Below are 25,407 nucleotides of genomic sequence, written 5' to 3'. Positions count from 1 at the left end.
GCTGGCTCAGCGCGTGGCGAGGCAACAAGTTCCCTGACGTTGCGCGGATCTTGAGGCGTCGGGCTGGTTACGGGCGGACGGTCTCCTGCTGGACGGTCTGCTGGCCGGGGTCCGCGGATGGCGCGGCAGTGCGGGCCGCTGACGGGACTGGATTGTCCGCCGTCTGGTGCAGGCCGGGCACCCGGTCCTCGATCACGAACGAGGCCCGGGTGTACGCGGGCGCGCCCGGCCGGCTGACGTACGGCAGCACGTCGAAGTCGGCAGTGAGCTGTCCCGGGGTGATCGTGGTGCGCACGTACCCCCGCAGGTTGTTCTGGAAGCGCAGGTGCGGGTTGAACGCGAACCACGGGTGCGAGCCGGACGCCGAGTCCGCGCCGTCACCTGTCGAGGTGATCGAGGAGCAGACCAGTTCGGTGCCGACGGTGCGCGAGGTCGGGTCGGCATAGTCCAGCTTGAGATCACTGGCCCAGTGCGCGTGCACGTCGCCGGTCAGCACCACCGGGTTGCGTACCCCGGCGGCCAACCAGCCCCGGGTGATGCGGTCCCGAGAGGCGACGTAGCCGTCCCAGGAGTCCATGCTGGTGACGGTGAGCGGGCCGGAGTTGTTGTCCCGTTGAGCGAAGAAGACCTGCTGGCCCAGGATGTCCCACTGGGCGTCCGAGCGGCGGAAGCCGTCCAGCAGCCACGCCTCCTGCTCGGCCCCGGTGATCGACCGGGCCGGGTCCGATGCCGCCGCGCAGTCCCGGTAGCCGTCGCCGCAGGCCTGGTCGTCGCGGTACTGCCGGGTGTCGAGCATGTGGAACGTGGCCAGCCGCCCCCAGCGCACCCGTCGGTAGAGCTGCATGTCGATGCCGCGGGGAATCGAGGTGCGCCGCAGCGGCATGTTCTCGTAGTACGCCTGGAACGCCGCCGCCCGCCGCGCGGGGAACTCCGGGTCCGGCGCCTCGGGCACCTCGTCGGCCCAGTTGTTCTCCACCTCGTGGTCGTCGAACACCACAGCCCACGGCGCCACCGCGTGCGCGGCCTGCAGGTCGGCGTCGGTCTTGTACTGAGCGTGCCGCTGCCGATAGTTGGCCAGCGTCCGCGTCTCCGGGCCCTCGTGGTCACGCGGGTTGCCACCGGGGACGTTGTACGTGTCCGGGGCGTACTCGTACTGGTAGTCGCCCAGGTGCAGGATGAGCTCCGGCTCGGTCTCGGCCAGCCGCCGGTAGGCGGTGAAGTAGCCGTGCTCGTACTGGGAACAGGAGGCGAAGCCCATTGCCAGGGCGGCTGGCATGGTCCACGGTGCCGGGGCGGTGCGGGTGCGTCCGGTCGGCGAGACGTGGCGCTCGGCCCGGAACCGGTAGAAGTACTCGCGTCCGGCCAGTAAACCGGCCAACTCCACGTGCACGCTGTGCGCCGAGCGGGTGCGGGCGACCGCGACCCCGCGGCGCACCACGTGCCGGAACCGCTCGTCGGCGGCCAACTCCCAGTGCACCGGCACGTCGCGGTCCGGCATGCCGCCGAGGCCGTCCTCGGCCAGTGGCTGTGGGGCCAGGCGGGTCCACAACACGAACCCGTCGTGGTCGGGGTCGCCGGAGGCCACACCGAGGGTGAAGGGGTAGGCCAGCGGCCGGCCCGGTGCCGCGCCGGCCGTCGCCGGCAGCCCGGTGACCGCGCCCGCGGCGCCGATCGCGGCGCCGGACAGCAGGATGGTACGTCGGGACAGTGACACGAATCCTCCCCAGAGTCCGATCTTCGTGACTCCGGGAGCCTCGCGAGCCCCGATGGCCGACAGATGACACTGAGTGGCCCTGCTTGTCGCCAGCAGTCGAACACCGATGACAGCTGTCGATCGGTGCTGACCGCCGTCCGACGGGTGTGATCCGGCCGGGCCCTGACCGACGACGCCCGTCTCTGCGTACCATGTGGCCGTGACGCAGGAGGTGGTTCCCGCGGCAGGTGAACGGGTGGATCGGGCCGGTCTCGCCGTCGATGTGGTGCGGCGGATGGCGCACGTCACGGCCGCGCTGCGACACCGGCAGGGTTCTGCGTTCGCCGAGTTGGGGCTCACCCCGGCGGCGGCCCGGGCGCTGCGGGAGTTGGACCCGGATCACCCGCTTCCGGCTCGGGATCTCGCCGGTCAGTTGGGTTGTGACCGGTCGAACGTGACGGTGCTGGTCGACAAGCTGGAGCAGGCCGGGCTGGTCGAGCGCCGCACCGACCCGACGGACCGGCGGCAGAAGACGCTGGTGGTGACCGGGGAGGGCCGCGTCGTGCGGGCGCGGGTGATCGAGGTGATGTCCGACTCCCGACTCCTGTCCGGGCTGAGCGACGAGGAGCTGAGCACCCTTCGTGACCTGGTCTGGAAGGTGTCCGACGGCGGCTGTCCGGAGTCCTTCGGGCCGGAGTGAGCGCACCCCCGCCGGCCGTGTCCCACTGGGCGAGCAGGGCTTCCGTCGGTAATGCTGTCCGACGTGACCACCCCGCAAGATCTCGACGACCGGTTCCGGGAGACGCTGGCGGCGCTGCCTGCCGCCGAGCGGCGGCGTGACCCCGCCGACCCGGTCACCGATGACGCCCCGCTGACCGGCGCGCAGGTGCTGGACCTCTTCGACGCGCAGGTGACCAGCCGGCAGCTCGACCTGGCCGGCCGCTGGTTGCGCAGCTTCGGGGAGGGCTTCTACACCATCGGCTCGGCCGGGCACGAGGGCAACGCCGCTGTCGCCGCCGCGCTGCGTCCCACCGATCCGGCGCTGCTGCACTACCGCTCGGGCGCCTTCTACTGTCTGCGTGCCGCCCAGGTCGCGGCCGACCCGACGCTGGCCACCGACTCCGTGCCGTCCGCCGTCCGGGCACGGACCGCCGACCCCGATCAGGACGCCGACCGAGCGCGGTCCGCCGACAGTGAGTTGACCGTCGACGGCGCAGCGACACGTGACCCGGAGACGACCTCCGATCCGCAGCTGTCCGAATCGGAGCCGGCCGGGACCGAGCCGACCGCGGCGACCGGGGCCGCGAACGCGTTCGCGGCGTACGCCGACGCGGCCCGGGACGTGCTGCGCGGGATGGCCGCGTCCAGCCTTGAACCGATCGCGGGGGGCCGGCACAAGGTGTTCGGGCGGGCGGACCTCGCCATCGTGCCGACCACCTCCACCATCGCCTCGCACCTGCCCCGCGCGGTCGGAATGGGACTGGCCGTGGAGCGGCTGCGCCGGCTGGACAGCGCCGGACGGCGTACCGGGGCCGGGGTGCGGGTCGGCAGTGGCGCGGGCGCCACGCACGCCCCCTGGCCGCCGGACGCGATAGTGGTCTGCTCCTTCGGCGACGCCTCGGTCAACCACGCCAGCGCCACAGCCGCCTTCAACACCGCCGGGTGGTACGACCACGCCGGGCTGCGGATTCCGGTGCTCTTCGTCTGCGAGGACAACGGGCTGGGCATCAGCGTCCGCTCGCCGGAGGGCTGGGTCGAGGCGACCCTGCGTGCCAAGCCGGGCATCCGCTACTTCAGCGCGGACGGAGCCGACCCGGTGCGGACGTACGAGGTGGCGGCGGAGGCCGCGGCCTGGGTACGCCGCAACCGGCGGCCGGCCGTGCTGCACCTGCGCACCGTACGGCTGATGGGGCACGCCGGGGCGGACGCGGAGTCGGCGTACCGGAGTCCGGCCGAGCTGGCCGAGGACCTGGACCGGGACCCGGTGGCCGCCACCGCGCGGCTGCTGGTCGACGCCGGGGTGGCGACCGGCGAGGAGCTGCTGGCCCGGTACGACGAGACCGGCTGGCAGGTACGCCGGCTGGCCGAGGAGGTGCTGGGCGAGCCGAAGCTGGCCTCTGCGGCCGACGTGGTGTCGGCGTTGGCCCCACGCCGTCCGGTGCGGGTGGCGCGGGCGGTGGCCGACGCCGCGGCGCGGGCCAGCGGGCCGGGCGCGGGCGCGCGGGCGGAGGCGTTCGGCGGCAAGCCGCCGGAGCTGGCCGGGCCAATGACCCTGGCGCAGAGCATCAACGCCGCGCTCGCCGACGGGATGCTCGACCATCCGCAGATGGCGCTCTTCGGTGAGGACGTGGCCGCCAAGGGCGGCGTGTACGGGGTGACGAAGGGGCTGCGCGACCGGTTCGGGGCCGCCCGGGTCTTCGACACCCTGCTCGACGAGACGTCGGTGCTCGGGCTGGGCCTCGGTGCCGGGCTGGCCGGGATGCTGCCGGTGCCGGAGATCCAGTACCTGGCGTACCTGCACAACGCCGAGGACCAGCTGCGCGGTGAGGCGGCCACCATGCGGTTCTTCTCGCAGGGGGCGTTCCGCAACCCGATGGTGGTGCGGGTGGCGGGCCTGGCGTACCAGGAGGGGTTCGGCGGGCACTTCCACAACGACAACTCGGTGGCCGTACTCCGGGATGTGCCCGGTCTGGTGGTCGCGGTGCCGGCGCGGCCGGACGACGCCGCGCCCATGCTGCGGACCTGTCTGGCGAGCGCGGCGGTGGACGGCAGTGTCTGCGTGTTCCTGGAACCGATCGCGCTCTACCACACCCGCGACCTGTACGCGGAGGGTGACGGGGAGTGGCTGGCCGGCTATCCGGAGCCGGGCGGGTGGGTGGCCGGCCATGTGCCGATCGGGCGGGCCCGGGTCTACCGGGTCGGGTCGGCGGACGACCTCACCATCATCACCTTCGGTAACGGGGTGCGGATGTCGCTGCGGGCCGCGGCCGTCCTCGCCGAGGAGGGGGTGGGCACCCGCGTGGTGGATCTGCGCTGGCTGGCTCCGCTGCCGGTGGCCGACATCATCCGGGAGTCCTCGGCGACCGGCCGGGTGCTGGTGGTGGACGAGACGCGCCGCTCCGGCGGGGTCGGCGAGGGCGTGATCGCCGCGCTGGTCGACGCCGGATATGTCGGTGCCGCACGTCGAGTGGCGGGAGTTGACTCGTTTGTACCATTAGGTCCGGCAGCACGTCACGTACTGGTCTCCGCGGAAGCCATTACCGACGGTGCCCGTACGCTGCTGGCACGGTAAATTCCGTTCCACCCGGTGCGCCACTTGCGCGCAGACCAACAACTGTGTGGACTTTGCCTGACGGCCGTCGCACCGACGCCGCGAGCAGGGACGAGATGAGGAGGCACGCGACAGTGAGCGCGACCGCTGGTCAGGCCGCCGACGGGGTACGCAGCCTGGCGGACCGGTTCGGAATCGAACCGGGGATGGTCGTCATGGAGATGGGGTACGACGATGACGTCGACCAGGATCTCCGAGACGCCCTGACCGACCGCTGTGGAGATCTGGTCGACGAGGACACCGACGAGGTGGTCGACGCGGTGCTGGTCTGGTACCGGGACGGCGACGGCGACCTTTTCGAGCTGCTCGTCGATGCCCTCGGCCCGCTGGCCGACAACGGCGTCGTGTGGCTGCTCACCCCGAAGGCGGGGCGCGAGGGGCACGTCGAGCCGAGTGAGGTCGCGGAGTCCGCGCCCACTGCCGGCCTTCAGCAGACCTCGACCGTCAACGCCGGCCGGGACTGGAGCGGCGCCCGTCTGGTGCTCCGTCGAGGGGCCAAGGCCAAGAAGTAACCAGCGCCGCTCCGCTCGCCCGACGGTCCGCCCACCGCCGGGTAGCAGGCTGGTGCCGTCACCCCGACTCGACGCGAGGAGAGTTCGCATGCCCATCGAGGTTGGTGCCGAAGCACCCGACTTCGTGCTCAAGGACCAGAACAACCAGGAGGTGCGTCTCTCGGACTTCCGGGGCAGGCGCGTCGTCCTGCTGGTCTTCTACCCGCTCGCTTTCACCGGCACCTGCCAGGGCGAGTTGGGCGAGGTGCGCGACAACCTCGGCGAGTACGTGAACGACGACGTCCAGGTGCTGACCATCAGCGTCGACTCGGCCTACAGCCACAAGATCTGGGCCGACCGCGAGGGCTACCAGTTCCCCATGCTGGCCGACTTCTGGCCGCACGGCGCCGTCGCCCAGGCGTACGGGGTCTTCAACGACGTGGCCGGCTTCGCCAACCGGGGCACCTTTGTCATCGACAGGACCGGCGTGGTCCGCTTCGCCGAGATGAACGGCCCGGGCGAGGCCCGCGACCAGCAGGGCTGGCGCAAGGCCATCGCCGAAGCGACCAACTGACCGGGGTACGCCGTGCGCCCGGGTCGGTGGCGGGCAGGTAAGCTTGCCAGCCACCGGCCCGCCACACGGGCGATCCGGGCGCGTAGCTCAGTGGGAGAGCACCCGCCTTACAAGCGGGGGGTCGCAGGTTCGAAACCTGCCGCGCCCACCCTTCATCACCAACGAAACCGTCCCGAGAGTCAGTTCCCGGGGCGGAGCACTCGGAGCAGGGCGGTACGCAGCGCTTCGGCCGCCTCGGCGCGGGTCATCCGGCCGGCGTCGACCTCCTCGCCTGCGGCGTGGCCGATCTTGATCGTGATCGCGGCGAGCCAGTCGGCGGGGAGTCCTCTGTCGAACTCGCCGCTCGCCTGACCGCGCTGGATTACCTGCTCTATCCGTTTGGCGACCGGGGCGTGGCGGGCCACGTCGATGTCGGGGCTCACCGGGAGTGCCGCGATCTGCTGGACCAGGACCGGATAGCGCGATGCGATCTGGGCGCCGGCCTCGAGCACCCGGATCAGCGCGTCCGCGGCGGCACCGGTGTCCGGCTCGGCGGCGTCCATCGCGGCGACGGCGTCGTCGGTGATCCGGTCGACGATGGCGGCCATCAGGTGCTCGCGGGACGGAAAGTGGGCGTAGACGGTCTGCCGGGTCAGCCCTGCGTCGGTGGCGATGGCGTCGAGGCTGGCATCGGGCTGCGCGTCGAGTAGCCGGATTGCCGCATCGAGGATCGCGCTGTAGTTGCGGCGGGCGTCGGCGCGACGGTTGCGCTCCGCTGAACGGTTCATCTCTTACACCTTGCCAAAGTTCTCGGAGATAGATATTTTACGAGTTGTAAAGGTTCGGCGGAGATCACTAGTTGATGGTGGTGAGATGGGCGCGCTCGATGACACCGATCCGAAGGAGTTCATCACCGACTTCTTCACCTCCTTCATGAGTGACCTGGTTCGCGGTGACGAGGATCCGGCGGTGATCGTCGATCGGTACCACACGCCCGACATTCTGCAGGTCGCCGACGGCCACCTGATGGACCGCGCCAAGCTCATCGCGCACACCCGCCCGGCGCGCAAGCACCAGACCGGCGCCCGGTGGGAGGTGCACGAGGCGATAGCGGACGGGGACCGGATCGCCGCCCGCTACACCCTGCACTTCCAGACCTCCAAGCGCGAGGGCAGTGTGGACGTCCACTTCTTCGGGCAGTTCGCTGACGACGGGCGGATGCGCCGGGCGCACATGCTCACCCGTTCCGTGCCCGTCGAGGTGAGCGACCGGGGGCGGGTGTCGACATGACCGTCAGCACCTATCGCGTGATCGGCATGGCCTGTGGGCACTGCGCAGGCTTCGTCACCGAGGAGATCGAGCGAATCCCCGGCGTCACCGCCGTGGCGGTGGACGTCGAACACGACACCGTCACGGTGAACAGCGACCGCCTCCTCGACCTCGTCGAAGTGCGGGCCGCAGTCGAGGAAGCCGGCTACGAACTGCACTGACACCTACCTGCGGGCGACGCTCGGCCCGTCGTCGATCCCCCTGGGTGGGGTGCTTCCTTCACCAGAGAAGACCCGCCTCGGCGGAGCCCGGAGTGAGTCACGCCATGATGGGCGGGTGCAGGACACCGTCGCCGTCGCGTTGATCACCTCTCTGTCCACCCTGGCCGCCGCCGCCCTGACCGGGCTGGTCGGCGCACTCAGCACCCGTCGGCAACTGGCTCACCAGCTCACCGTCGCCCGGCAGGAGAGTGCCGAGCGCCGGGCGACGCGTCGGGATGAGCTGCGGCGGGACGCGTACGTCGGGTTCCTGAGCGCCTGCGACCAGGCGTACCGGCAGTTGGACCGGCGGTGGCTGGACGTCGGTGGGGGCGTGCCAATGCCCGGCTACGACGAGGCGTACGCAGCGATGCGCACGGTGGACGAGGCGTACAACCTGGTGTTGCTGGAGGGCCCGGCGGAGGTCGCGGCGGCCGGCCGGGCCGTGTTGACCAGCCTCACCACGGAGTACGCCGACCAGCGCCGACTGGGTGACGAGTCGGGCGACGGGAGCGCGCCGCTGCGCGACCGGCACCGGGAGCGCTGGCTCGCGGCGATCGAGGTACGGACGAAGCGCCGGATCTCGTTCGTCGACACGGTACGCAAGGTGCTGGGTCACCCCGCCTGACGAGCCGGCGTTCCTGACCCACCGCGCCGTAGCGCCTGCCGATCGTTGAGGCCGGGCGGCGTCGGATGGCGCGTCGACGCCGCCCGGGCTCCTCAGCTGGTGAAGCCGCCGTCCACGTTGACCACCGCACCGGTCACGTAGCCGGCTTCGGCGCTGGCCAGGTGCGCGACGGTGGCCGCGATATCGGCCGGGCGAGCGTACCGGCCGACGGCGGTGAATCCGCTGATCGCCGCCGCGTTCGGTCCGTCCGCCGGGTTGGCGTCGGTGTCCGTCGGCCCGGGGTTGACCAGGTTGACGGTGATGGCCCGTGGGCCCAGTTCACGGGCCAGGCCCCGGGTCAGCCCGACCAGAGCGGTCTTGCTCATCGCGTAGAGCGTCAGCCCGGGAAAGACCGCCCGCTCACCGACGTTGCTGCCGATGCTGATGATCCGTCCGCCGTCGCCGAGGTGCCGCAGGGCTGCCCGCGCGGCGACGTACGGTGCCCGGATGTTGACCGCGATCGTCTGCTCCATCTCCGCCGAGCCGAGCTCGTCCAGGGCGCCGACCAGGAACACCGCGGCATTGTTCACCAGGATGTCCAGCCGACCCAGTTCGGCGGCTGCCCGGTCGACCGCGCCCCGCACCGCGTCCGGGTCGGCGCCGTCCGCCTGGATCGCCAGCGCCCTGCGGCCCAGCGCCTCGATCTGCTTCACCACGATCGCGGCCCGCGCGGCGTCCTGCCGGTAGGTCAGCGCCACGTCGGCGCCGTCCTGTGCCAGGCGCAGTGCGATACCGGCTCCGATGCCCCGGGAACCCCCGGTCACCAAGGCGACCTTGTCGTTGAGTGTCGTCGTCATGCAAACGATCATCTGGCCGCGCAGCCCTTCCGTCTGGCGGCCATCGGACGTCTCGCTCCGACCTCAAGGTCCGATACCCGCGATCCTCGACGGCCTGCGGACCCGGCGGCCGCCATGATCCGCGCAACTTCACGGATCCTGCTGCCTCACCAGGCGACGAGACAGCGGGGTCACCGAAGTTGCGCGGATCTTGCGAGGTGGGGGAGGGTGGGGCGAGCGATTCGGGGAGCGTGGTCGTGGAACTGGCAGGCATTGGCGCGGTGCTGTTCGACATGGATGGCACCCTGGTCGACTCCGACGCCGCCGTCGAGCGGGCCTGGGAGCGGTGGGCCGCCGAGTACGCCGTCGACCCGGCGGCGGCGTTGGCGATCGCGCACGGCAGCCCGGCCGACCGGACAATCCGCCGGCTACTGCCCGCGCTCGACGAGGCCGCGGTCGCCGCTGCCGCGGCCCGGCAGTTGGCGTTGCAGTACGACGACCTGTCCGACGTGACAGCCACCCCCGGGGCGCACGAGCTACTGAACGCGCTGGCCCGGCTGGCGTTGCAGTGGGCGGTGGTGACCAGCGCCGATCGGCGGCTCGCCGAGGCCCGGCTCGGCGCCGCCGGCATCAAGGCGCCGGTGCTGGTCACGGTGGAGGACGTCAGCGTGGGCAAGCCGGACCCGGAGGGCTATCTGCTGGGCGCGGCGCTGCTGGGCGTACCCGTGGGGCGGTGCCTGGTCGTCGAGGACGCCGAGGTGGGCCTGCGGGCCGGGCGGGCGGCCGGGGCGATGACCGCCGCGCTGAAGGGCCTCGACGGCGACCTGCGCCTGCGCGACCTGGCCCAACTGGCGCACCAACTGGAGTCCACGCCGTCGGCACCCTGACCACTGTCAACCAGTGCGCCGTTGAGTCAGGCGAACCGGCGGCGGGCCGACTGGTCGCTCCGACCTGGCCTCCGCGTCACCTCGACGCGCCTTGCCGATAGCAGCTCGCGCCGTGCCGACGGGCGGCAGCGACGCGTACAGCCTGACCAGCTCGGCCAGGTAGCGCTCCGCGGACCAGTCCGTCGCCGCCGCCCGGCCGTCCCGGATCACGGCCCCGCGTAACTCCCGCTCGGTCAGCAGCCGGGTGAGTAGCGCCCCGAACGCCGCCGGGCTGGGCTCGGCGACCGGTCGGGTGGTGGAGGCGAACGCGAGCAGGTCCGCCGCCCGGTAGTAGCCGCCGACCAGGTGGCGTGGCACCGGACGGAGCAGGTGCAGCGCGCCGGTGACGCCGTACCGGCGGGCCATCCGGCGGACCGAGAGCCGGTGCCGCCGGGCCCCGAGCAGCACCAACCGGGCGGCCGGCAACTCGCGGCGGACCTGGGCGAACGCGGCCAGCAGCAGCTCGGGGTTCTTCTCCGGCGTGGCCCGCCCGACCGCGAGCAGCACCGGCGCGTCCGCCGGGATGCCGAGCCGGGCCCGCAGCCGCCGCCGGTCGTCGGCGTCGGCGTGCGGCGCGGCGGCCGGGGTCGGCAGGACCAGGATCGGTGTACGCCCCGCCATCGTCGCCATCATCGCCGCGGTCTTCGCCGAAGGGGCGATGAGGACAGTGGTGTGGGCCAGGAGGGTTCGCCCGAGCGCCGCCAGTCGGGCCTGTCGACCCGGTCCGGGATGAGCGAGCGCCCACAGGTCGCCCGCCCGCCAGCGCAGGCCCAGCCGCAGGCCGGCGTACGCGGCCCCGATCGGGATCTCCGGGTAGTGCGCGGCGTACGCGACGAGGTCGGTGTGCCAGGTCAGCACGGTCGGTACGCCCCGGGTGGCGGCCCAACGCAGGCCGGCGACGCCGAGCGGGCCGGTGGTGTGCACGTGCACCACGTCGACCGGTGCGCTGGGCGCCCGGGGCAGCGCCAACCGGTACGGCCGGGTCGGCACCGACAGCGAGGGCACCTCGCCCGGTCGGCGGCGACACCGGGACAGTGGACCGGGGCAGTGCAGCACGACCCGGTGCCCGGCGGCGCGCAGCAGCGCCACTGTGGTGCCGACCGAGGTGGCCACCCCCTCCGGGTTGGTGAGGTGGCTGTCGCTGACGTGGGCGATCCGCACGTTGCCATCGTCGCCCGCCCGCGCACCCCCGGCCGTCCCGTCCGCCCCGGGCGGGGAAACGGTTGGCGTGCCCGGGCCGGTTCTGCTGCACTACCCGCTGGCGACGACGAAGGGGGAGACGCTGTGGAGTTGACGCTGACGCCGATGACGGCACAGGAGCTGGACCGCTTGCGGGGGCCACTGGTGCAGGGGTACGCCGAGGACCTGGTGGCGCACCGGGGGATGACCCCGGAGGCGGCCCTGGCACGGTCGGTCGACCAGATCCGGGAGTCGCTGCCGGCGGGCGTGGCCACCGAGAGGGCGTTGCTGCGGGTGGGCCGGGTCGGCGACACCGAGGTCGGCTGGATCTGGGTGACCCTGCCGGCGGCCGCCGCCCCGGACCAGGCGTGGATCCACAACATCGAGGTGCACGAGGAGCATCGGGGACACGGGTACGCGCGGCGGATGATCCAGCTCATCGAGGCCGAACTCGCCCAGCTCGGCGTGCCCGAGCTGGGTCTGAACGTCTTCGGTTCGAACACCGTGGCGATCGGCCTCTACCGCAGTCTGGGCTTCGAGGTCACCTCGCAGCAGATGGCGAAGCGCCTCACCCCGGCGAGCTGAGCCGGCGGCGGCCCAGGGACGGGTCCCCTCGGCAGGACTGTTCACCTGCCCAGCGGGAAACCGGCGCGGACCGCACCTGGGGAGGAGCGACGGATGACGCACGGCGCCGGACTGACCATCGGTGTGCTGGGCTCGTACGGTGGGCGAAACCTCGGCGACGAGGCGATCCTCACCGGCCTGCTCACCGATCTGCGTACGCAGGAACCGAACGCCAGGATCATCGTCTTCTCCAGGAACCCGGAGCACACCAGGGCCGCGCACCCGGACGTCGAAGCGGTGCCCTGGGAGGGCGTGAGCCGTACCGACTCGGCCCTGGTCCTGGCCCAGCTCGACCTGCTCATCCTGGGCGGCGGCGGCATCCTGTACGACCGGGAGGCCCGCCGTTACCTGCGGGTGGTCCGGGTGGCCCAGGAACGCGGCCTGCCGCTGCTCACGTACGCGGTGGGGGTCGGGCCGCTCAGCGACGGCGTGGACACCGGCATGGTCCGGGAAACGCTCTCCAGCGCGACCCAGGTGACAGTCCGGGACCAGGAGTCCCGGATGGTGCTGGAGGAGGCCGGCCTGCTCAACCCGATCACGGTCACCGCGGACCCGGCGTTCCTCCTGCAACCGGAGGAGTTCCCGGCCCACCTGCTGGCCGAGGAGGGCGTGCCGGTCGGTAAGCGCCTCGTCGGGATCAGCGTGCGGGAGCCGGGCCGGGCCGCCGAACGCCTCGACGTGGACGGCTACCACCGGCTGCTGGCCCAGATCGGTGACTTCCTGGTGCACCGGATCGACGCGTACGTGCTGTTCGTACCGATGGAGCGCGACGACATCCGACACTCGCACGGGGTGCTGTCGCACATGGTCGCCGCCGAGCGAGGTCGAATCCTGCACGGCACCTACTCTCCGCAGCAGGTGCTGGGGCTGATGCGCCACTTCGACCTGGCCGTGGGCATGCGCCTGCACTTCCTGATCTTCGCGGCGATGGTCGGTACGCCGTTCCTGCCCCTGCCGTACGCCGGCAAGGTCTTCGACCTGGCCCAGCGACTCGGCGTGCCGGCGCTACGCGGCGTGGAGCGGGAGGTCGAGGGGCCGCTGCTGGCCGAGGTCGACCGACTCTGGGACGAGCGGGAGCAACGCGCCGAGGCCACCGCACGACGGGTGGCGGAGGTGTGCGATCAGGCGCGGGGCACCTCGGAGGTCACCCGCGGCGTGTTGGAGAGCCTGCGAAGCCAGACCCTCACCCGGGTCTGAGCGGGCGGTCACACCGCCGGGCCTGTCCACCGGTAGCGCCACTCGCGGGCCTCCTCGCGGGCGGTCTCCAACTCGTAGATCTGCGCGTCGGCCAGCCCACCGGAGCCGAGGTGATGGTGGGTCAGCGGCGGACGGCCGTTGCTGTCCAGTTCGACGGTGATGGTCTGCCCGTCCGCCGTGCCGCCGACGAGAAGGATCTGCACGGATGAAGCCATGCGCCCATCCTGCCCGGCCTGACGTCCGCCCGCAGCGGATAGCGGGGCAGCGGGGCGCCCCGCCCGTGGCTAGGGTCGGCGGATGGAGCAGACGATCGATCCCACGCTCGGTCCGGTGCTCGCCCGCACCGGCGACGAACGCGCCGTCCTGACCTCGTTCCTCGACTTCCACCGGGCCGTGCTGCTGCGCAAACTGCGCGGTCTCTCCGACGCCGACGCCCGACGCCGGCTGGTGCCATCGGCAACCACGCTCGCCGGGCTGGTCAAGCACCTGACAATGGTCGAGCGGAACTGGTTTCCAACCCTGTTGGCCCCCGAGCCCGGCGACGTCTACCTGACCTCGGAGGAGGACGCAGTCGCCAGCTTCACGCTGAGCGACCAGGAAACCATCGTCGGGCTCACCGACGCGTACGAGCGAGCCTGCGCCCGCAGCCGGGCGGTCGCCGCGAGCATCGACCTCGACCACGTGGTGCCGCACCCGCAGCTCGGTGAGGTGTCGCTGCGGTGGATTCTGGTGCACATGATCGAGGAGACAGCCCGGCACGCGGGCCACGCCGACATCCTGCGCGAGCTGACCGACGGTGAGGCCGGCGCGCTCTGAGCCCCGGGTCGGCGCACGCCGTCGGCCGTCAACCGGTGGGCAACAGGCCCGGCGGATACTCCATCCCGTCATGCGTGCAGGCCGCAGCGGCAACCCGTGCCGCGTACCGGGCGGCACGCGCCAGTGGCTCACCGCGCAACCGGGCGGCGATCAGACCGGCCGCGAAGGCGTCGCCCGCCCCGTTGCTGTCCACCACCGGCTTTCCGGGGACGGCGGGCGGTACGGGCACCGTCGTGCCGTCGCCCGGGTACAGCTCGGCGCCGTCCGCGCCGCGGGTCACCATCACCGTCCGGGGCGCCAGCTCGCCGGCGAGCGACGCGGCCCGGTCGCCCAACCGCACCCCGCTCAGCAGAACCAGGTCGGCAACCTCCGCGAACGGCTGATGGTAGGTGTTCTCGCCGTCCCAGTCGTGCAGGTCGGTGGAGAGCGCCACGCCCGTCGTCACGGCAGCCCGCACCGCGGGCAGCAACGGCACCGTCCAGTCCATGATCGAGAGGTGGACGTGCCGGGCGTCGCGGACCAGTGCGGCCAAGTCGGTGGCGGGAAACGGTGGACCACCCTGCCATGGGCGCGGGTCGTACAGCGACGTGCGCCGTCCGCCCGGGTCCACCAGGTTCACCGACCGGCGGGTGCCGCCCCGGTGCTCGGCCAGCAACGCCGGCACCTCGGCCCGGGTCAACGCCGCCCGGACCAGCTCACCGGCCGGATCCGCGCCGAGGGTGTCGACAACCAGTACCCGCAGGCCGAGCGCCCGAGCGGCCAACGCCACCCCGGCGCCGGTGTTGCCGATCCGCAGCTCGATCGGCTCGACGGTGTGGGAATCGGCAGCCGGAAGCGGCAGCGCGGGCACCCGAACCCGTACGTCCACCCCAAGCCCGCCAAGAACCAGCAGATCGACCACAACGCCGACGCTAGCCCGTTGCCGCTCCCACCTCCAGCGCCCCGCGATCTTGTGCTTTCTGCGGCGACAAAAGGTGCACCGCTCGCAGAACACCGACAGGAACTGCAAGATCGCGCAGGTGGGGGGCGTCGGTCTGGTCAGCGGGGCCGCCTATCCTGGGGGCGGGCGGCGACTAGGGGGAGCAGGTGCTGGTCATCCACGGGCTGTGGTTGCCCGGCGGCAGCTCGACCGGCGGCCTCGCCGTCTGGGCCGAGGACAGCGCCGCACCGGTCCCCGCTGCGCGTTCGGGCCGGCCGGCCCGGGAACGCCCGCACCCCTTCGCCGCCGGGCACATCGACCTGGCCGCCGTCCTCGCCGATGCCGCCGAGCCGACCCGGCCGGACACCGCGTTGCTCACCCTGCCCACCCTGGCGGGCGCGCCGACCGACTCACCCGAGTTGATCCGGACCACCGTCGCACCTGCGGCCCGCGGCCGGCTCACAGTGGCCGGGTGGCGGGTCCCCACACTGGTGTACGCCCCGGACGACGCCCTTTCGCTGCTGCAAGCCCTGGACGACATCCCGGCGGTGGCCGGGGCCACTCTGCGGCACCTCGCCGAGCTGGCCGACTTCGCCGCCGACCTGGTGACCCGTGGCCGCGTCCTCCCCGGCGTGCGCGCGACAACGGCCGACCAGACGCCCGGCGCTGGAGTCACGGCGGCCGGCCAGATGCCCGGCGCTGGAGTCACGGCGGCCGGCCAGATGCCCGGCGCTGGAGTCACGGCGGCCGACTGGACGTCCGGCGCTGGAGCGACGACGGCGTCGGACGGTGCCGAGCAGGTGCCCGCGCAGGCGGTCTGGCGTCCGCTGCTGACCGGCACCGACGCCGCCTGGGCGCGCTCGCTGGCGCTGGCCCTGCCACCGGCCGCCCGAGCCGCCGTCCTGCCGCCCGCCACCGCCGCGTTGCCGCCCACCGCCGCCGCTGGTCAGGGGCCCACCGGGAGCGCGGCCACCTCCGCCGCGACGGCCGTTGGTTCGAGCGGGCCTGAGCTGACCGCTGCCGCCCTGGTCGCGGATGCGCTGGATGCGTTGACCGATGCTGCCGCACGGGCTGCGCTGGCGGCCACCACGCTGGCCCGGGGGCTGCGCCCCGGTGGTCCGGCGCCGGCCTGGCTGGCCGCGCTCGCCGGCCCGCAGCGGGACTTCACCATCGACCCGGCCGGGCTGGCCACCCTCTCCGCCGAACTGGACGCCTGGCAGCGCGACGCCGCAGGTGGCCCGGTGCGGGCCAGTTTCCGCCTGGTGGAACCAGCCCCCGACGAGGTCACCGAACCGATCCTGGCCACTCGGGCGGTGCCCGCCGACGGTGCGCCCGTGCCGGTGCCGGTCGGGTCGGTCGGTGCCGGACGCTGGCGGTTGGAGTTCGGGTTGCAGGCCGCTGACGAACCCGGCCTGCACGTCGACGCCGGGGACATCTGGCGAGCGCCGCAGACCCTCGGCGGCCTGGTTGGCCGGACGACCAGCCCGCAGGAGACGCTCCTCGCCGAGCTGGGCCGGGCCAGTCGGCTCTGGCCGGACCTGGACGCCGCGCTGCGTACCGCCGCCCCGGAGGCGATGGAACTCGATGTCGAGGGGGCGCACCGGTTCCTCAGTGCGGGCGCTCCGGTGCTGCACGCGGCCGGGTTCGGGGTGCTGCTGCCCTCCTGGTGGCAGCGTCCGTCGGCACGACTGGGCGCCCGGTTGCGGGCGCGCAGCCGCACCGCGCCGGGCACTGTGGGTGGCGCCGATGCCGGTGTCGGTCTGGACGCCCTGGTCGACTACCGCTGGGAGATCGCGCTCGGTGACCAGCCGCTGTCCGCCGAGGAGTTGGCGGCGTTGGCCGAGACGAAGACCCCGCTGGTTCGGCTCCGCGGCCGGTGGGTGGAGCTGGACCCGGGGCGGCTCGCGGCCGGGCTGCGCCTGCTCCGCTCCGCGGGCGAGTTGACCGTCGCCGACCTGCTCCGCCTCGGGCTGGCCGACGGCGAGGCCACCGGCGAGCTGCCGGTGCTGGAGGTGACCGCCGACGGGGCGTTGGGCGACCTGCTCGCCGGCGCGGTCGAGCGGCGGCTCACCCCGCTGGACCCGCCACCGGGCTTCCGGGGAACGCTGCGGCCGTACCAGCAGCGGGGACTGGCGTGGCTTGCCTTCCTGCGCTCACTGGGCCTGGGCGGTGTGCTCGCCGACGACATGGGGCTGGGCAAGACTGTGCAACTGCTCGCGCTGCTCGCCGGGGACCCCCCGGAGGCCGGGCCGACCCTGCTGGTCTGTCCGATGTCGCTGGTCGGCAACTGGCAGCGGGAGGCGGCACGGTTCACCCCGGAGCTGCGGGTGCACGTACACCATGGTGCCGAGCGGGCGCGGGGCGCGGAGTTCACAGCGGCCGCGCACGGCGCGGACCTGGTCCTCACCACCTACTCGGTGGCCGCCCGCGACGCCGTCGACCTGGCCGGCATCGACTGGCACCGGGTGGTGGTGGACGAGGCGCAGGCGATCAAGAACGCGTCGACCCGGCAGGCCGAGGCGGTTCGCGCGCTGCCCGCCCGGCAGCGGGTGGCGGTGACCGGTACGCCGGTGGAGAACCGCCTCGCCGACCTCTGGTCGATCATGCAGTTCGCCAACCCGGGTCTGCTCGGGCCGGCCGCGACGTTCCGCAAACGGTTTGCCGAGCCGATCGAGCGGCACGGCGACGCCGAGGCCGCCGAGCGGCTCCGCCGGATCACCGGCCCGTTCGTGTTGCGCCGACTCAAGACCGACTCGTCGATCATCTCCGACCTTCCGGAGAAGTTGGAGATGGAGGTGCTCTGCAACCTCACGGCGGAGCAGGCCGCGCTGTACCGGGTGGTGGTCGACGACATGCTGGCCCGGATCGAGACCAGCGACGGCATCGAACGACGCGGCCTGGTGCTGGCCACCATGACCCGCCTCAAGCAGGTCTGCAACCACCCCGCCCAGCTGCTGCGCGACGGCTCACCGCTGGAGGGCCGCTCCGGCAAGCTGGCTCGGCTCACCGAGATCCTGGAGGAGGTGCTGGCGGCGGGGGAGCGGGCACTGCTCTTCACCCAGTACGCCGAGTTCGGTGCGATGTTGCGGGGTCACCTGTCGGCGCGGTTCGGCCGGGAGGTGCTGTTCCTGCATGGTGGCCTCGGAAAGGCCGAGCGGGACGCCCTGGTGCAGCGTTTCCAGTCGGCGGAGGGCCCACCGCTGTTCGTCCTCTCCCTCAAGGCCGGCGGCACGGGGCTGACCCTGACCGCCGCGAACCACGTGGTGCATGTGGACCGGTGGTGGAACCCGGCGGTCGAGGACCAGGCCACCGACCGGGCGTTCCGGATCGGGCAGCGCCGACGGGTGCAGGTGCGCAAGTTCGTGTGTGCCGGCACTGTCGAGGAGAAGGTGGCCGCGCTGATCGCCGACAAGCGCAGCCTCGCCGAGCGGGTGGTCGGCACCGGCGAGCAGTGGATCACCGAGTTGTCCACCGGCCAGTTGCGGGACCTGTTCGCCCTGGAAGCCGGCGCGGTGGTGGAGTGACGGACTTCGCCGACTACGGGCGCCCGCGTCGGGTCGACGGGGGTCTGCGGGCGCGCAGTGCCCGGGGCGCGATCGGCCGGTCCTGGTGGTCGCGGCGTTTCCTGGAGGTGCTGGAGTCGTTCGCGCTCGGCACCCGGTTGACCCGGGGCCGGTCCTACGCGCGGGCCGGTCAGGTGCTCACGCTCGACATCACACCCGGGCGGGTCAGCGCGGTGGTGCAGGGTTCCCGGCCGCAGCCGTACCAGGTGTCGATCGCGCTGAAGCCGTTCCCGGCGGCGCTCTGGTCCCGAATCGAGGACGAGCTGGCAGGGCAGGCGTTCTTCAGCGCCCGGCTGCTCGCCGGGGACCTCCCCGACGAGTTGGAGGAGCTGTTCGCCGCCGCCGGCGCGCCGCTCTTCCCGTCCGCCGTGAACGAGTTGACCCAGCGCTGCAACTGCCCCGACTTCGCGGTGCCGTGCAAGCACCTCGCGGCGACGTTCTACCTGCTGGCCGAGGCGTTCGACGCGGACCCGTTCGAGCTGCTGCACTGGCGTGGTCGGTCCCGCGCGGAGTTGCTCGACGAACTCCGCGCCCGGCGGGCCGTGGCCACCGGTGCCACAGCACCGCCCCCACCGGTCGACCCACCGTCCGGACCGGACGGTGTGCTGTCGACAGTGGAGTCCGTGGCACCGGTCGGTGCCGCCCGGGCGCTCGCCGGGCTGTCGGCGACGCCGCTGGCGGATACGGCGGACCGTTTCTGGTCAGCGCCGGTGCCGCTGCCGGATCGGCCGCCCCGACTGGTGACCGGCACCGACCTGCTGCTGCGCCAGCTCGGAGCGCCGGCCCCGGCCATCGGTGGGCCGGGACTGCTCGAACGGTTGCGCCGCGCGTACCGGGCGTTCGGTCCGGCTGACAGGTGAGCTGTCACGTCCACCGGTTGACCCGTCCCGTTGAGCGGTTGAGCAGTCACGTCCAGCGGCGGCGGAACCGCCACATGATCGCGGCATTGGCCACCAGCACCACCGCGCAGATCGCGCCGGTGAGTCGACCGGCGAACACGGCTATCGCCGGCAGCGACGCCCACAGCACTATGGTCAACAACATCAGGTAGCGGCCCCTGCGGGCTCGGGCCCGATGGTCCAGCCGGTTGAAGAAGGCCGGATCACTTTCCCGGAGCTGACGGGTGATCTGGTCGAATCTGCGCTGATCCTCTTTGCTGAGCATGGCGCTGCCTTCCCCTCACGCGTTCAGCGGTTCGGCGGCATACCCGCTGCGGTGGCGGCTCACGCTCGCCCGCTACTGCTACTTTTCCTCCACGCGAGCACGCCTCATGTCCGGCTTACCTGAACCTTAAGTTTGCCTTTGGTGGTGAACGACGCCGAAACTGTCGCGTACGGCGGCCTGGTCCGATCCGTGCTCGGCTGCCGCGCGTACGCCCTGCTGGGAAGGTCGGCGGGCAGACCCATCCGGCCACCCACCGCCGACGTCGCACTGAGCGCTGTCTTAAGTGCCCTCACGAGTGGGTTCCGGCCACCTTGAAGGGCCCTGGGGCCTTGGTTACCTTGCCGTAGCAACCCCCTCAGGCAACAGTCGCCGCACCTGCCGCACCTGCCCGGTAGCAGCTTCCGGCGCTCATCAGAAATCGGGATTGGTACATGGCCGACCAGAATGTGCCACCACGTCGACCGCGGGACGACCGCGGTTGGGACGGACATCAGCACCCCAACGCTGACGGCTACGGCGACCCCCACACGCCAGCGCCCTACGGCTACGACTCGCCCCACCCCTACCAGGGCGGCTACGCCGCGCAGGCCGACCCGCGTGAGCAGTACGCCGGGCAGCCCGCGCCCGCCCCGCGCGGTCCGCAGTGGGTTGGCCCGGAGGGCCTTGGCCGCCCGGCCCCGGCACGACCGGCCGGTACCGGACTGCCCACCCTCGACGATGACAACGAGCCGGGTCGCAAGGTCGGCCGACGTAAGGCGATGGTGGCCCTCGGCGGCACCGCCGCCGTCGTCGCCGGTGGCGCGGCGCTCGCCATGACCCCGCAGATCCGTGGCCTCTTCGGCGACGAAGCGGCGGCCGGCGACGCGACCGGCAGCACGGTGACCGACGGCACCGCGGCGCGGCCCAGCGGCCAGCAGCCCAGCACCGTGCGTACCTACACCGAGCAGAACGAAAGCTACATGGGCTCCCGGGCCGGTGAGGCGTTGAAGAAGAACGCGCCGGCCGGTGGGCGGACCTTCTCCGGCCCGGCAGCGGCCGCGGCGGCGACCAAGGTGACAGTGAAGACGGTGCTGGCCAAGGACCCGATCCTGCACCTGGCCCGGCGCGCCACCTTCGGCGCGACGCCCGCAGTGATCGCCGACATCAAGCGCGAGGGCATGGACGCCTGGATCCGCGCCCAGCTGGACCCGGGAAAGTTGGAGCCGAGCAAGGGCGAGCTGAAGCTCGCCGAACTGCCGACCCAGAAGCTCTCCGTGCAGCAGCTGCGTGACCAGCGGGACAAGCTCAACGAGCAGGACGCCCACCCGGAGCGGGAGATGGTCGACGCCACCATCGCCCGACAGATCTGGTCCAAGCGCCAGTTGTTCGAGGTGATGGTCGACTTCTGGAACGACTTCCTGCACGTCGCCGCGGACTTCGACGGCGGCGAGGTGTACCGCAACTCGTTCGACCAGGACGTCGTGCGTAAGCACGCGCTGGGCAGCTACCCGGAGATGCTGGTCGCGGCGAACAAGCACCCGGCGTTGCTGATCTACCTGAACCAGAAGGACTCCCGCAAGGACGCGATCAACGAGAACCTCGCCCGGGAGAACCTCGAGCTCTACTCGGTCGGCGTCGACGGCGGCTACAAGGAGCCCGACGTCCGGCAGGCAGCCATGTTGCAGACCGGCCGCGGTGTGGACGACAAGGGCAAGTACGTCTTCCGCCCCGAGCAGCACTACGTCGGCAAGGTGAAGATCCTCGGCTTCACCCATCCGAACAACTCGGCCGACCCGAAGAAGGCCGAAGCGGCGATCGACGCGTACATCACCTACATCGCGACGCACCCGTCGACGGCGAAGTACGTGGCGCAGAGCCTGGCCACCCGGTTCGTCTCGGACACCCCGCCGAAGTCCCTGGTGGACCGGCTGGCCAAGACGTACACCACGAACAAGGGCATGATCAAGCCGGTCCTGATGACGCTGTTCTGCTCCTCCGAGTTCTGGGCCGGTGTGGGCCAGAAGGTGCGCCGGCCGATGGAGTACCTGGTCGCCACGTACCGCACCCTGGGTGTCTCGCCGGAGGCGTCGCCGAAGCACAACAACGGCGACAGCAAGCGCACCGCGTACGCCCGGGGCCTGCGCCAGATCCACGACAAGATGCGCGAGCTGGGTCAGTCCCCGATGGGTCATCCGACCCCGGACGGCTACCCGGACGTCTACGTCGCCTGGACCTCGGCCGGCACCATGGTCAACGGCTGGAACGAGGCGGGCGAGATCCTCGCCGGCTACCGCACCACCTTCACGTACACGGCGCCGGAGAAGCTGGTCGCCAAGCCACCGGCGACGGCCGGGGCGTACGTGGACGCGCTCTCCCTGCGGCTGGTCGGCCAGAAGTTGAGCACGCGGGAGAAGAACCTCATCCTCGGCGTGGCCGGTGTGGCGGCGACCACCAAGGTCGACGCCACGTTCAACGGGGCCATCACCGCCGTCGCGCGGGCGATCCTCGCTTCCCCCCAGCACCACCTCCGGTGAGGCACCCGATGGAGAAGACTGTGTACAACTCTTTCCCCCTGCACCCCGAATGCCCCGACGTGCGACGGCTGGCCGACAACCCGGCCGAGGCGTTGCTGCGCGCCGAGGCGGACATCGTCGCCGCCGAGAACGCCGCCGAGTTCGACAGGTACCGCACCCTGGAGAACCTGGAGGAGGCCCAGCAGGACGGTCGCGGCGTGACCCGGCGGACCTTCGTCGCCGGTGCCGCCGCCACCGCCACCGCGCTGGCCACCGCCCAGTTCGTCACCACCTCGGCGTCGTTCGCGGCGACCAAGACCGGCACCCTGATCCACGTCTTCCTCTACGGCGGTCTGGACGGCCTGAGCCTGATCGCGCCGGACAACGACGCGGTGCTCAACAAGGCCCGGCCCGACCTGCTGCTCGGCAACGACTCGCTGGCTCTGGGCCGCGGCTTCAAGCTGACCGGCGCGTTCAAGCCGTTGGAGAAGTGGCTCACTGCCGGTCAGCTGGGCTTCATCCCGGCGGTCTCCGACGAGCGGCTGTCCCGTAGCCACTTCCAGGCCGCCGACGCCTGCAACCTGGGCGGGCTGCCCAACGAGACCGGTGGCCGGGGTTGGCTCGACGGTCTGGTCGACAACCTGGGCAAGGGCACCGCGTTCCGCAGCGTCGGCATCGGCAGCACGCTGCCCCGTTCGCTGGTCGGCAACAACGGCGCGCTCTCGCTGAACAACGTCGGCTCCCTGCGGCTCAACGGTGACGAGCGGTTCCGGGCCGCCACCGAGAAGGCCATCAAGGGGCTCTTCACCGGGATCAACCACCCGGTCGAGGAGGCCGTGCAGGAGGGCATGGGCGCGCTGGCCACCGCCCAGAAGCTCGCCGCCAAGCCGTACCAGCCCGCCGAGGGCGTCAAGTACGAGGGCGTCGGCAACGCGTTCCAGCAACTCGCCCAGCTGATCAAGGGTGGTGCCAACGTTCGGGTCGCCACTGTCGGCATGGGTGGCTACGACACCCACGAGAACCAGGGCACCCGCGAGGGCGGCCAGCTGTACCGCCGCCTGAACGAGCTGGCCAGCGCGATGGCCGCCTTCTTCACCGACCTCGGCCCGAAGGCCGCCGACGTGACGATCATGGTGTCCAGCGAGTTCGGCCGTCGGGTCGGCTCCAACAACAACGGCACCGACCACGGGCACGGCGGCGTGGTCACCCTGCTGTCCGGCAAGAAGCTGGCCGGTTCGCTGCTGGGCACCTGGAACGGTCTGGACAAGCTGGACTCCGGTGACGTGCCGGAGTACAACAACATGTTCAACGTCTACGGCGCGGTGGCGCAGGGCCGGTTCGGGCTCACCAACGCGGAGGTCGACAAGGTCTTCCCCCGCCAGAAGTACGCCCCGATGAAGCTGTACGCGTGACGCATTCGCATACCCACGCCGCCGGCCGTCGTACCGGGACCTCGTCCCGGCACGGCGGCCGGTCGGCGGTACCCGTACCCCCGCAGATCCCGGACCGGCGCGGGCCCGGCGGCCGACGGCTGCTCGGCGTGCTGCTCCTGGTCGGCCTGCTCGCCAGCGTGCTGCCCTGGTGGCTGGGCACCCCCGCAGGATCGCTGCGGACCACCGCGGCAACCGTCACCTCGGCCGGCCGGATCACCGGCCTGGTCGCCGGCTATCTGCTGCTGGTGCAGGTGCTGATGATGAGCCGACTGCCGGTGCTGGAACGGTGGATCGGCGGCGAGCACATGGCCCGCTGGCACCGGGACGTCGGCGCCACCCTGCTGGTGACCGTGCTGGCGCACATGTCGCTGATCCTGGTCGGCTACGCCGACCTGCGTAAGCAGTCGATCCTCGCCGAGGTCGGCACGTTGCTCGGCGACTACGAGGACATGGTCTCGGCGTTCGTCGCGGCCGGCATCATGATGCTCGTCGGGTTCAGCAGCATCCGGGCGATCCGGCGGGCGTTGCCCTACGAGCTGTGGCATCTGCTGCACCTGTCCAGCTACCTGGTCCTGCTGCTCGGCTTCGGCCACCAGTTCACCCACGGCGCGCAGCTCTACCGGCCCGGCCCGGTGCGCACCGGCTGGATCGCGCTCTACCTGCTGGTGGTCGCCGCCCTGCTCTGGGGCCGCGTGATCGCGCCGCTGGCGTTCAACCTGCGCTACAAGCTGCGGGTCGCCGACGTGGTCGCCGAGAGCACCGACACCATCTCCATCTACCTCACCGGGGAGCGGCTCGGCCGGCTGGCCATGCTCGGCGGCCAACACTTCCGCTGGCGGTTCCTCACCCGGGGTTGCTGGTGGCAGTCGCACCCGTTCTCCGTCTCCGCCGCCGCCAACGGCCGCTGGCTGCGGGTCACCGTCAAGGTGGTCGGCACCCACACCGCCGACCTGCGCGACCTGGAACCGGGCACCCGGGTCTGGGCCGAAGGCCCGTCGGGCACCTTCACCGCCGCGCACCGGCTCGGCGAGCGGGCGCTGCTGATCGCCGGTGGCAGCGGCATCACGCCGATCCGGGCCATGCTGGAGGAGTTGCCGCCGGGCGCCGCGCTGATCTACCGGGCCCGCACACCGGCCGACGTGCTGCTCAGCCGCGAGTTGGACTGGCTGGCCCAGGAACGCGACACCTCCGTCTGGTACGTCATCGGCTCCCGCGACGACCCCGGCCCACGCCAGCTGATGAGCCCCGACGGGCTGCGGCAACTGGTGCCCGACGTGGCCCGGCGCGACGTCTACCTGTGCGGGCCGCCCGGTCTGGTGGAACAGTCGGTGCGTGCGCTGCGGCGGGCCGGCGTGCCCCGACGGCAGATCCACCTGGCCACGTTCGAGCTGTAGGAAGGGCATCCCCATGCGTCGCGCGCTCCTCGCGATCACCGGCCTGGCCGCCAGCACCACAGCGCTTGTGGTGTTCAAGGGCTCGCCGGGCACCAGTCAGGTCGCCCAGAACCTGCCGACCGCGCAGCCGGCCAACCCCTCCGGGCCGGGCACCGACCCCGGCGCCGCCGCGGGTGCGCCGGGCACCGACCCGGCCGGCGGCACGCCGACGTCATCGGGAAGCGCCAAACCGTCGACGTCGCCCAAGCCCGGCAAGACCACCGCGCGCCCGTCGGGCACCAAGACGACGAAGGCCCCCAGCGCTCCGCGGACCACCACCAAGGCACCCCAGTCGACCACCCGCCGGGTCACCGGCAACGGCTTCGACGCGATTGACGACAGCCAGAAGTACGGGTTCGTGCAGGTGCAGATCGTCGTCTCCGGCAACCGGATCGTCGACGCCGTCGCGCTGTCGCTGCCCAGCGGAGGTGAGTCCGACATCCACAGCGGTGACGTTCGTACCGCCTACGACGGCAGCGGTGCGGAGGTGGTGCAGAAACAGAGCGCCAACCTCAACACCGTCTCCGGTGCCACAGCCACCAGCGACGCCTACAAGAAGTCCCTGCGGTCCGCCATCGAGAAGGCATTCTGACGTGCGGGCCACGCTGACCCGACCCGGGCTGT

At 72.1% G+C, this 25,407-nt stretch carries 23 protein-coding genes, 1 tRNA gene and 2 pseudogenes; 19 read left to right on the top strand and 7 right to left on the bottom strand.

Features of this window, described 5'->3' with window-relative positions:
• Positions 1-67: 67 nt before the first annotated feature.
• Positions 68-1,714, bottom strand: coding sequence for an alkaline phosphatase D family protein (locus MED15_RS07685; RefSeq protein WP_112601475.1), 1,647 nt, complete (start codon positions 1,712-1,714; stop codon positions 68-70).
• A 274-nt stretch (positions 1,715-1,988) separates the two neighbouring features.
• Here MED15_RS07685 and MED15_RS07680 point away from each other — a divergent pair, with 274 nt between their 5' ends.
• From MED15_RS07680 to MED15_RS07660, 5 genes are all read left to right on the top strand, one after another.
• Positions 1,989-2,393 (top strand): MarR family winged helix-turn-helix transcriptional regulator, encoded by a 405-nt coding sequence (locus MED15_RS07680; RefSeq protein ID WP_124855812.1) that lies wholly within the window; start codon positions 1,989-1,991, stop codon positions 2,391-2,393.
• 51 nt (positions 2,394-2,444) lie between these two features.
• Positions 2,445-4,985: a thiamine pyrophosphate-dependent enzyme gene (locus MED15_RS07675; RefSeq protein ID WP_112601474.1), complete on the top strand. Its 2,541-nt coding sequence runs from the start codon at positions 2,445-2,447 to the stop codon at positions 4,983-4,985.
• A 113-nt stretch (positions 4,986-5,098) separates the two neighbouring features.
• Positions 5,099-5,536: a DUF3052 domain-containing protein gene (locus MED15_RS07670; protein WP_030330240.1), complete on the top strand. Its 438-nt coding sequence runs from the start codon at positions 5,099-5,101 to the stop codon at positions 5,534-5,536.
• Positions 5,537-5,624: 88 nt separating this feature from the next.
• The gene (locus tag MED15_RS07665; protein ID WP_112601473.1) at positions 5,625-6,089 is read left to right on the top strand and encodes a peroxiredoxin; all 465 of its coding nucleotides are present in this window, start codon (positions 5,625-5,627) and stop codon (positions 6,087-6,089) included.
• Positions 6,090-6,165: 76 nt separating this feature from the next.
• Positions 6,166-6,237, top strand: a tRNA-Val gene (locus tag MED15_RS07660).
• Between the two features lie 31 nt (positions 6,238-6,268).
• Here MED15_RS07660 and MED15_RS07655 read toward each other — a convergent pair.
• Positions 6,269-6,856: a TetR/AcrR family transcriptional regulator gene (locus tag MED15_RS07655; RefSeq protein ID WP_112732951.1), complete on the bottom strand. Its 588-nt coding sequence runs from the start codon at positions 6,854-6,856 to the stop codon at positions 6,269-6,271.
• 85 nt (positions 6,857-6,941) lie between these two features.
• Between MED15_RS07655 and MED15_RS07650 the strand changes: the two genes are divergently transcribed.
• From MED15_RS07650 to MED15_RS07640, 3 genes are all read left to right on the top strand, one after another.
• Positions 6,942-7,358 carry a nuclear transport factor 2 family protein gene (locus MED15_RS07650; RefSeq protein ID WP_112582597.1) on the top strand — a complete coding sequence of 139 codons (417 nt, stop codon included), beginning with the start codon at positions 6,942-6,944 and terminating at the stop codon, positions 7,356-7,358.
• Positions 7,355-7,558, top strand: a complete 204-nt coding sequence (locus tag MED15_RS07645) for a heavy-metal-associated domain-containing protein (protein WP_112582598.1) — start codon at positions 7,355-7,357, stop codon at positions 7,556-7,558. The genes MED15_RS07650 and MED15_RS07645 overlap by 4 nt, the downstream gene beginning before the upstream one ends.
• A gap of 115 nt (positions 7,559-7,673) precedes the next feature.
• On the top strand, positions 7,674-8,222 hold the full coding sequence (locus tag MED15_RS07640) for a hypothetical protein (protein ID WP_112735173.1): 549 nt from the start codon (positions 7,674-7,676) through the stop codon (positions 8,220-8,222).
• Between the two features lie 92 nt (positions 8,223-8,314).
• Here the strand turns inward: MED15_RS07640 and MED15_RS07635 are convergent, their stop codons facing one another.
• Positions 8,315-9,058: an SDR family NAD(P)-dependent oxidoreductase gene (locus MED15_RS07635; protein ID WP_112582600.1), complete on the bottom strand. Its 744-nt coding sequence runs from the start codon at positions 9,056-9,058 to the stop codon at positions 8,315-8,317.
• Positions 9,059-9,294: 236 nt separating this feature from the next.
• Between MED15_RS07635 and MED15_RS07630 the strand changes: the two genes are divergently transcribed.
• Entirely contained in the window at positions 9,295-9,924 is a 630-nt protein-coding gene (locus MED15_RS07630; protein WP_112601521.1) for an HAD-IA family hydrolase, read from the top strand.
• Positions 9,925-9,930: 6 nt separating this feature from the next.
• On the opposite strand, the gene MED15_RS07625 is transcribed toward MED15_RS07630, so the two are convergent.
• Positions 9,931-11,124: a glycosyltransferase gene (locus MED15_RS07625; protein WP_112735171.1), complete on the bottom strand. Its 1,194-nt coding sequence runs from the start codon at positions 11,122-11,124 to the stop codon at positions 9,931-9,933.
• A 123-nt stretch (positions 11,125-11,247) separates the two neighbouring features.
• Between MED15_RS07625 and MED15_RS07620 the strand changes: the two genes are divergently transcribed.
• Positions 11,248-11,727, top strand: a complete 480-nt coding sequence (locus tag MED15_RS07620; protein WP_112582602.1) for a GNAT family N-acetyltransferase — start codon at positions 11,248-11,250, stop codon at positions 11,725-11,727.
• Positions 11,728-11,820: 93 nt separating this feature from the next.
• Positions 11,821-12,963 (top strand): polysaccharide pyruvyl transferase family protein, encoded by a 1,143-nt coding sequence (locus MED15_RS07615; RefSeq protein WP_112582603.1) that lies wholly within the window; start codon positions 11,821-11,823, stop codon positions 12,961-12,963.
• An 8-nt stretch (positions 12,964-12,971) separates the two neighbouring features.
• Here the strand turns inward: MED15_RS07615 and MED15_RS07610 are convergent, their stop codons facing one another.
• Positions 12,972-13,178, bottom strand: a complete 207-nt coding sequence (locus tag MED15_RS07610; protein WP_030488784.1) for a hypothetical protein — start codon at positions 13,176-13,178, stop codon at positions 12,972-12,974.
• An 82-nt stretch (positions 13,179-13,260) separates the two neighbouring features.
• Between MED15_RS07610 and MED15_RS07605 the strand changes: the two genes are divergently transcribed.
• Positions 13,261-13,779 (top strand): DinB family protein, encoded by a 519-nt coding sequence (locus MED15_RS07605; RefSeq protein ID WP_112582604.1) that lies wholly within the window; start codon positions 13,261-13,263, stop codon positions 13,777-13,779.
• 28 nt (positions 13,780-13,807) lie between these two features.
• On the opposite strand, the gene MED15_RS07600 is transcribed toward MED15_RS07605, so the two are convergent.
• Positions 13,808-14,680, bottom strand: coding sequence for a carbohydrate kinase family protein (locus tag MED15_RS07600; RefSeq protein ID WP_112601469.1), 873 nt, complete (start codon positions 14,678-14,680; stop codon positions 13,808-13,810).
• Between the two features lie 185 nt (positions 14,681-14,865).
• Here MED15_RS07600 and MED15_RS34785 point away from each other — a divergent pair.
• The 3 genes and pseudogenes from MED15_RS34785 to MED15_RS07590 all read left to right on the top strand — a co-directional run.
• Positions 14,866-15,600, top strand: a pseudogene (locus MED15_RS34785) (ATP-dependent helicase); the annotation flags it as partial.
• 123 nt (positions 15,601-15,723) lie between these two features.
• A pseudogene (locus MED15_RS07595) lies at positions 15,724-18,222 on the top strand (DEAD/DEAH box helicase); the annotation flags it as partial.
• Positions 18,219-19,121 carry an SWIM zinc finger family protein gene (locus MED15_RS07590; protein ID WP_112735167.1) on the top strand — a complete coding sequence of 301 codons (903 nt, stop codon included), beginning with the start codon at positions 18,219-18,221 and terminating at the stop codon, positions 19,119-19,121. The pseudogene MED15_RS07595 and the gene MED15_RS07590, both read left to right, overlap by 4 nt.
• A 46-nt stretch (positions 19,122-19,167) precedes the next feature.
• Here MED15_RS07590 and MED15_RS07585 read toward each other — a convergent pair whose 3' ends face one another.
• Positions 19,168-19,425, bottom strand: coding sequence for a DUF3040 domain-containing protein (locus MED15_RS07585; RefSeq protein ID WP_091409372.1), 258 nt, complete (start codon positions 19,423-19,425; stop codon positions 19,168-19,170).
• Positions 19,426-19,856: 431 nt separating this feature from the next.
• On the opposite strand from MED15_RS07585, the gene MED15_RS07580 reads away from it, so the two are divergent.
• Genes MED15_RS07580 through MED15_RS07565 form a run of 4 tightly spaced genes read left to right on the top strand, consistent with a single transcriptional unit; the run spans position 19,857 to position 25,375 of the window.
• A complete protein-coding gene (locus MED15_RS07580) occupies positions 19,857-21,938 on the top strand; it encodes a DUF1800 domain-containing protein (protein ID WP_112582608.1) in 2,082 nt (693 codons plus the stop codon).
• Positions 21,939-21,946: 8 nt separating this feature from the next.
• On the top strand, positions 21,947-23,329 hold the full coding sequence (locus MED15_RS07575) for a DUF1501 domain-containing protein (protein ID WP_091409379.1): 1,383 nt from the start codon (positions 21,947-21,949) through the stop codon (positions 23,327-23,329).
• The gene (locus tag MED15_RS07570) at positions 23,326-24,744 is read left to right on the top strand and encodes a ferredoxin reductase family protein (protein ID WP_112735165.1); all 1,419 of its coding nucleotides are present in this window, start codon (positions 23,326-23,328) and stop codon (positions 24,742-24,744) included. The genes MED15_RS07575 and MED15_RS07570 overlap by 4 nt, the downstream gene beginning before the upstream one ends.
• 13 nt (positions 24,745-24,757) lie before the next feature.
• Complete coding sequence (locus tag MED15_RS07565; RefSeq protein WP_112735163.1) at positions 24,758-25,375, top strand: FMN-binding protein; 618 nt, start codon at positions 24,758-24,760, stop codon at positions 25,373-25,375.
• The last annotated feature ends 32 nt before the right edge of the window (positions 25,376-25,407 follow it).

Origin of the sequence: Micromonospora noduli (genome assembly GCF_003264475.1) — a bacterium.
GTDB classification, from domain to species: domain Bacteria; phylum Actinomycetota; class Actinomycetes; order Mycobacteriales; family Micromonosporaceae; genus Micromonospora; species Micromonospora noduli.
The sequence above is the reverse complement of the archived record's forward strand: the minus strand, read 5'-3'. Positions and strand labels throughout refer to the sequence as shown.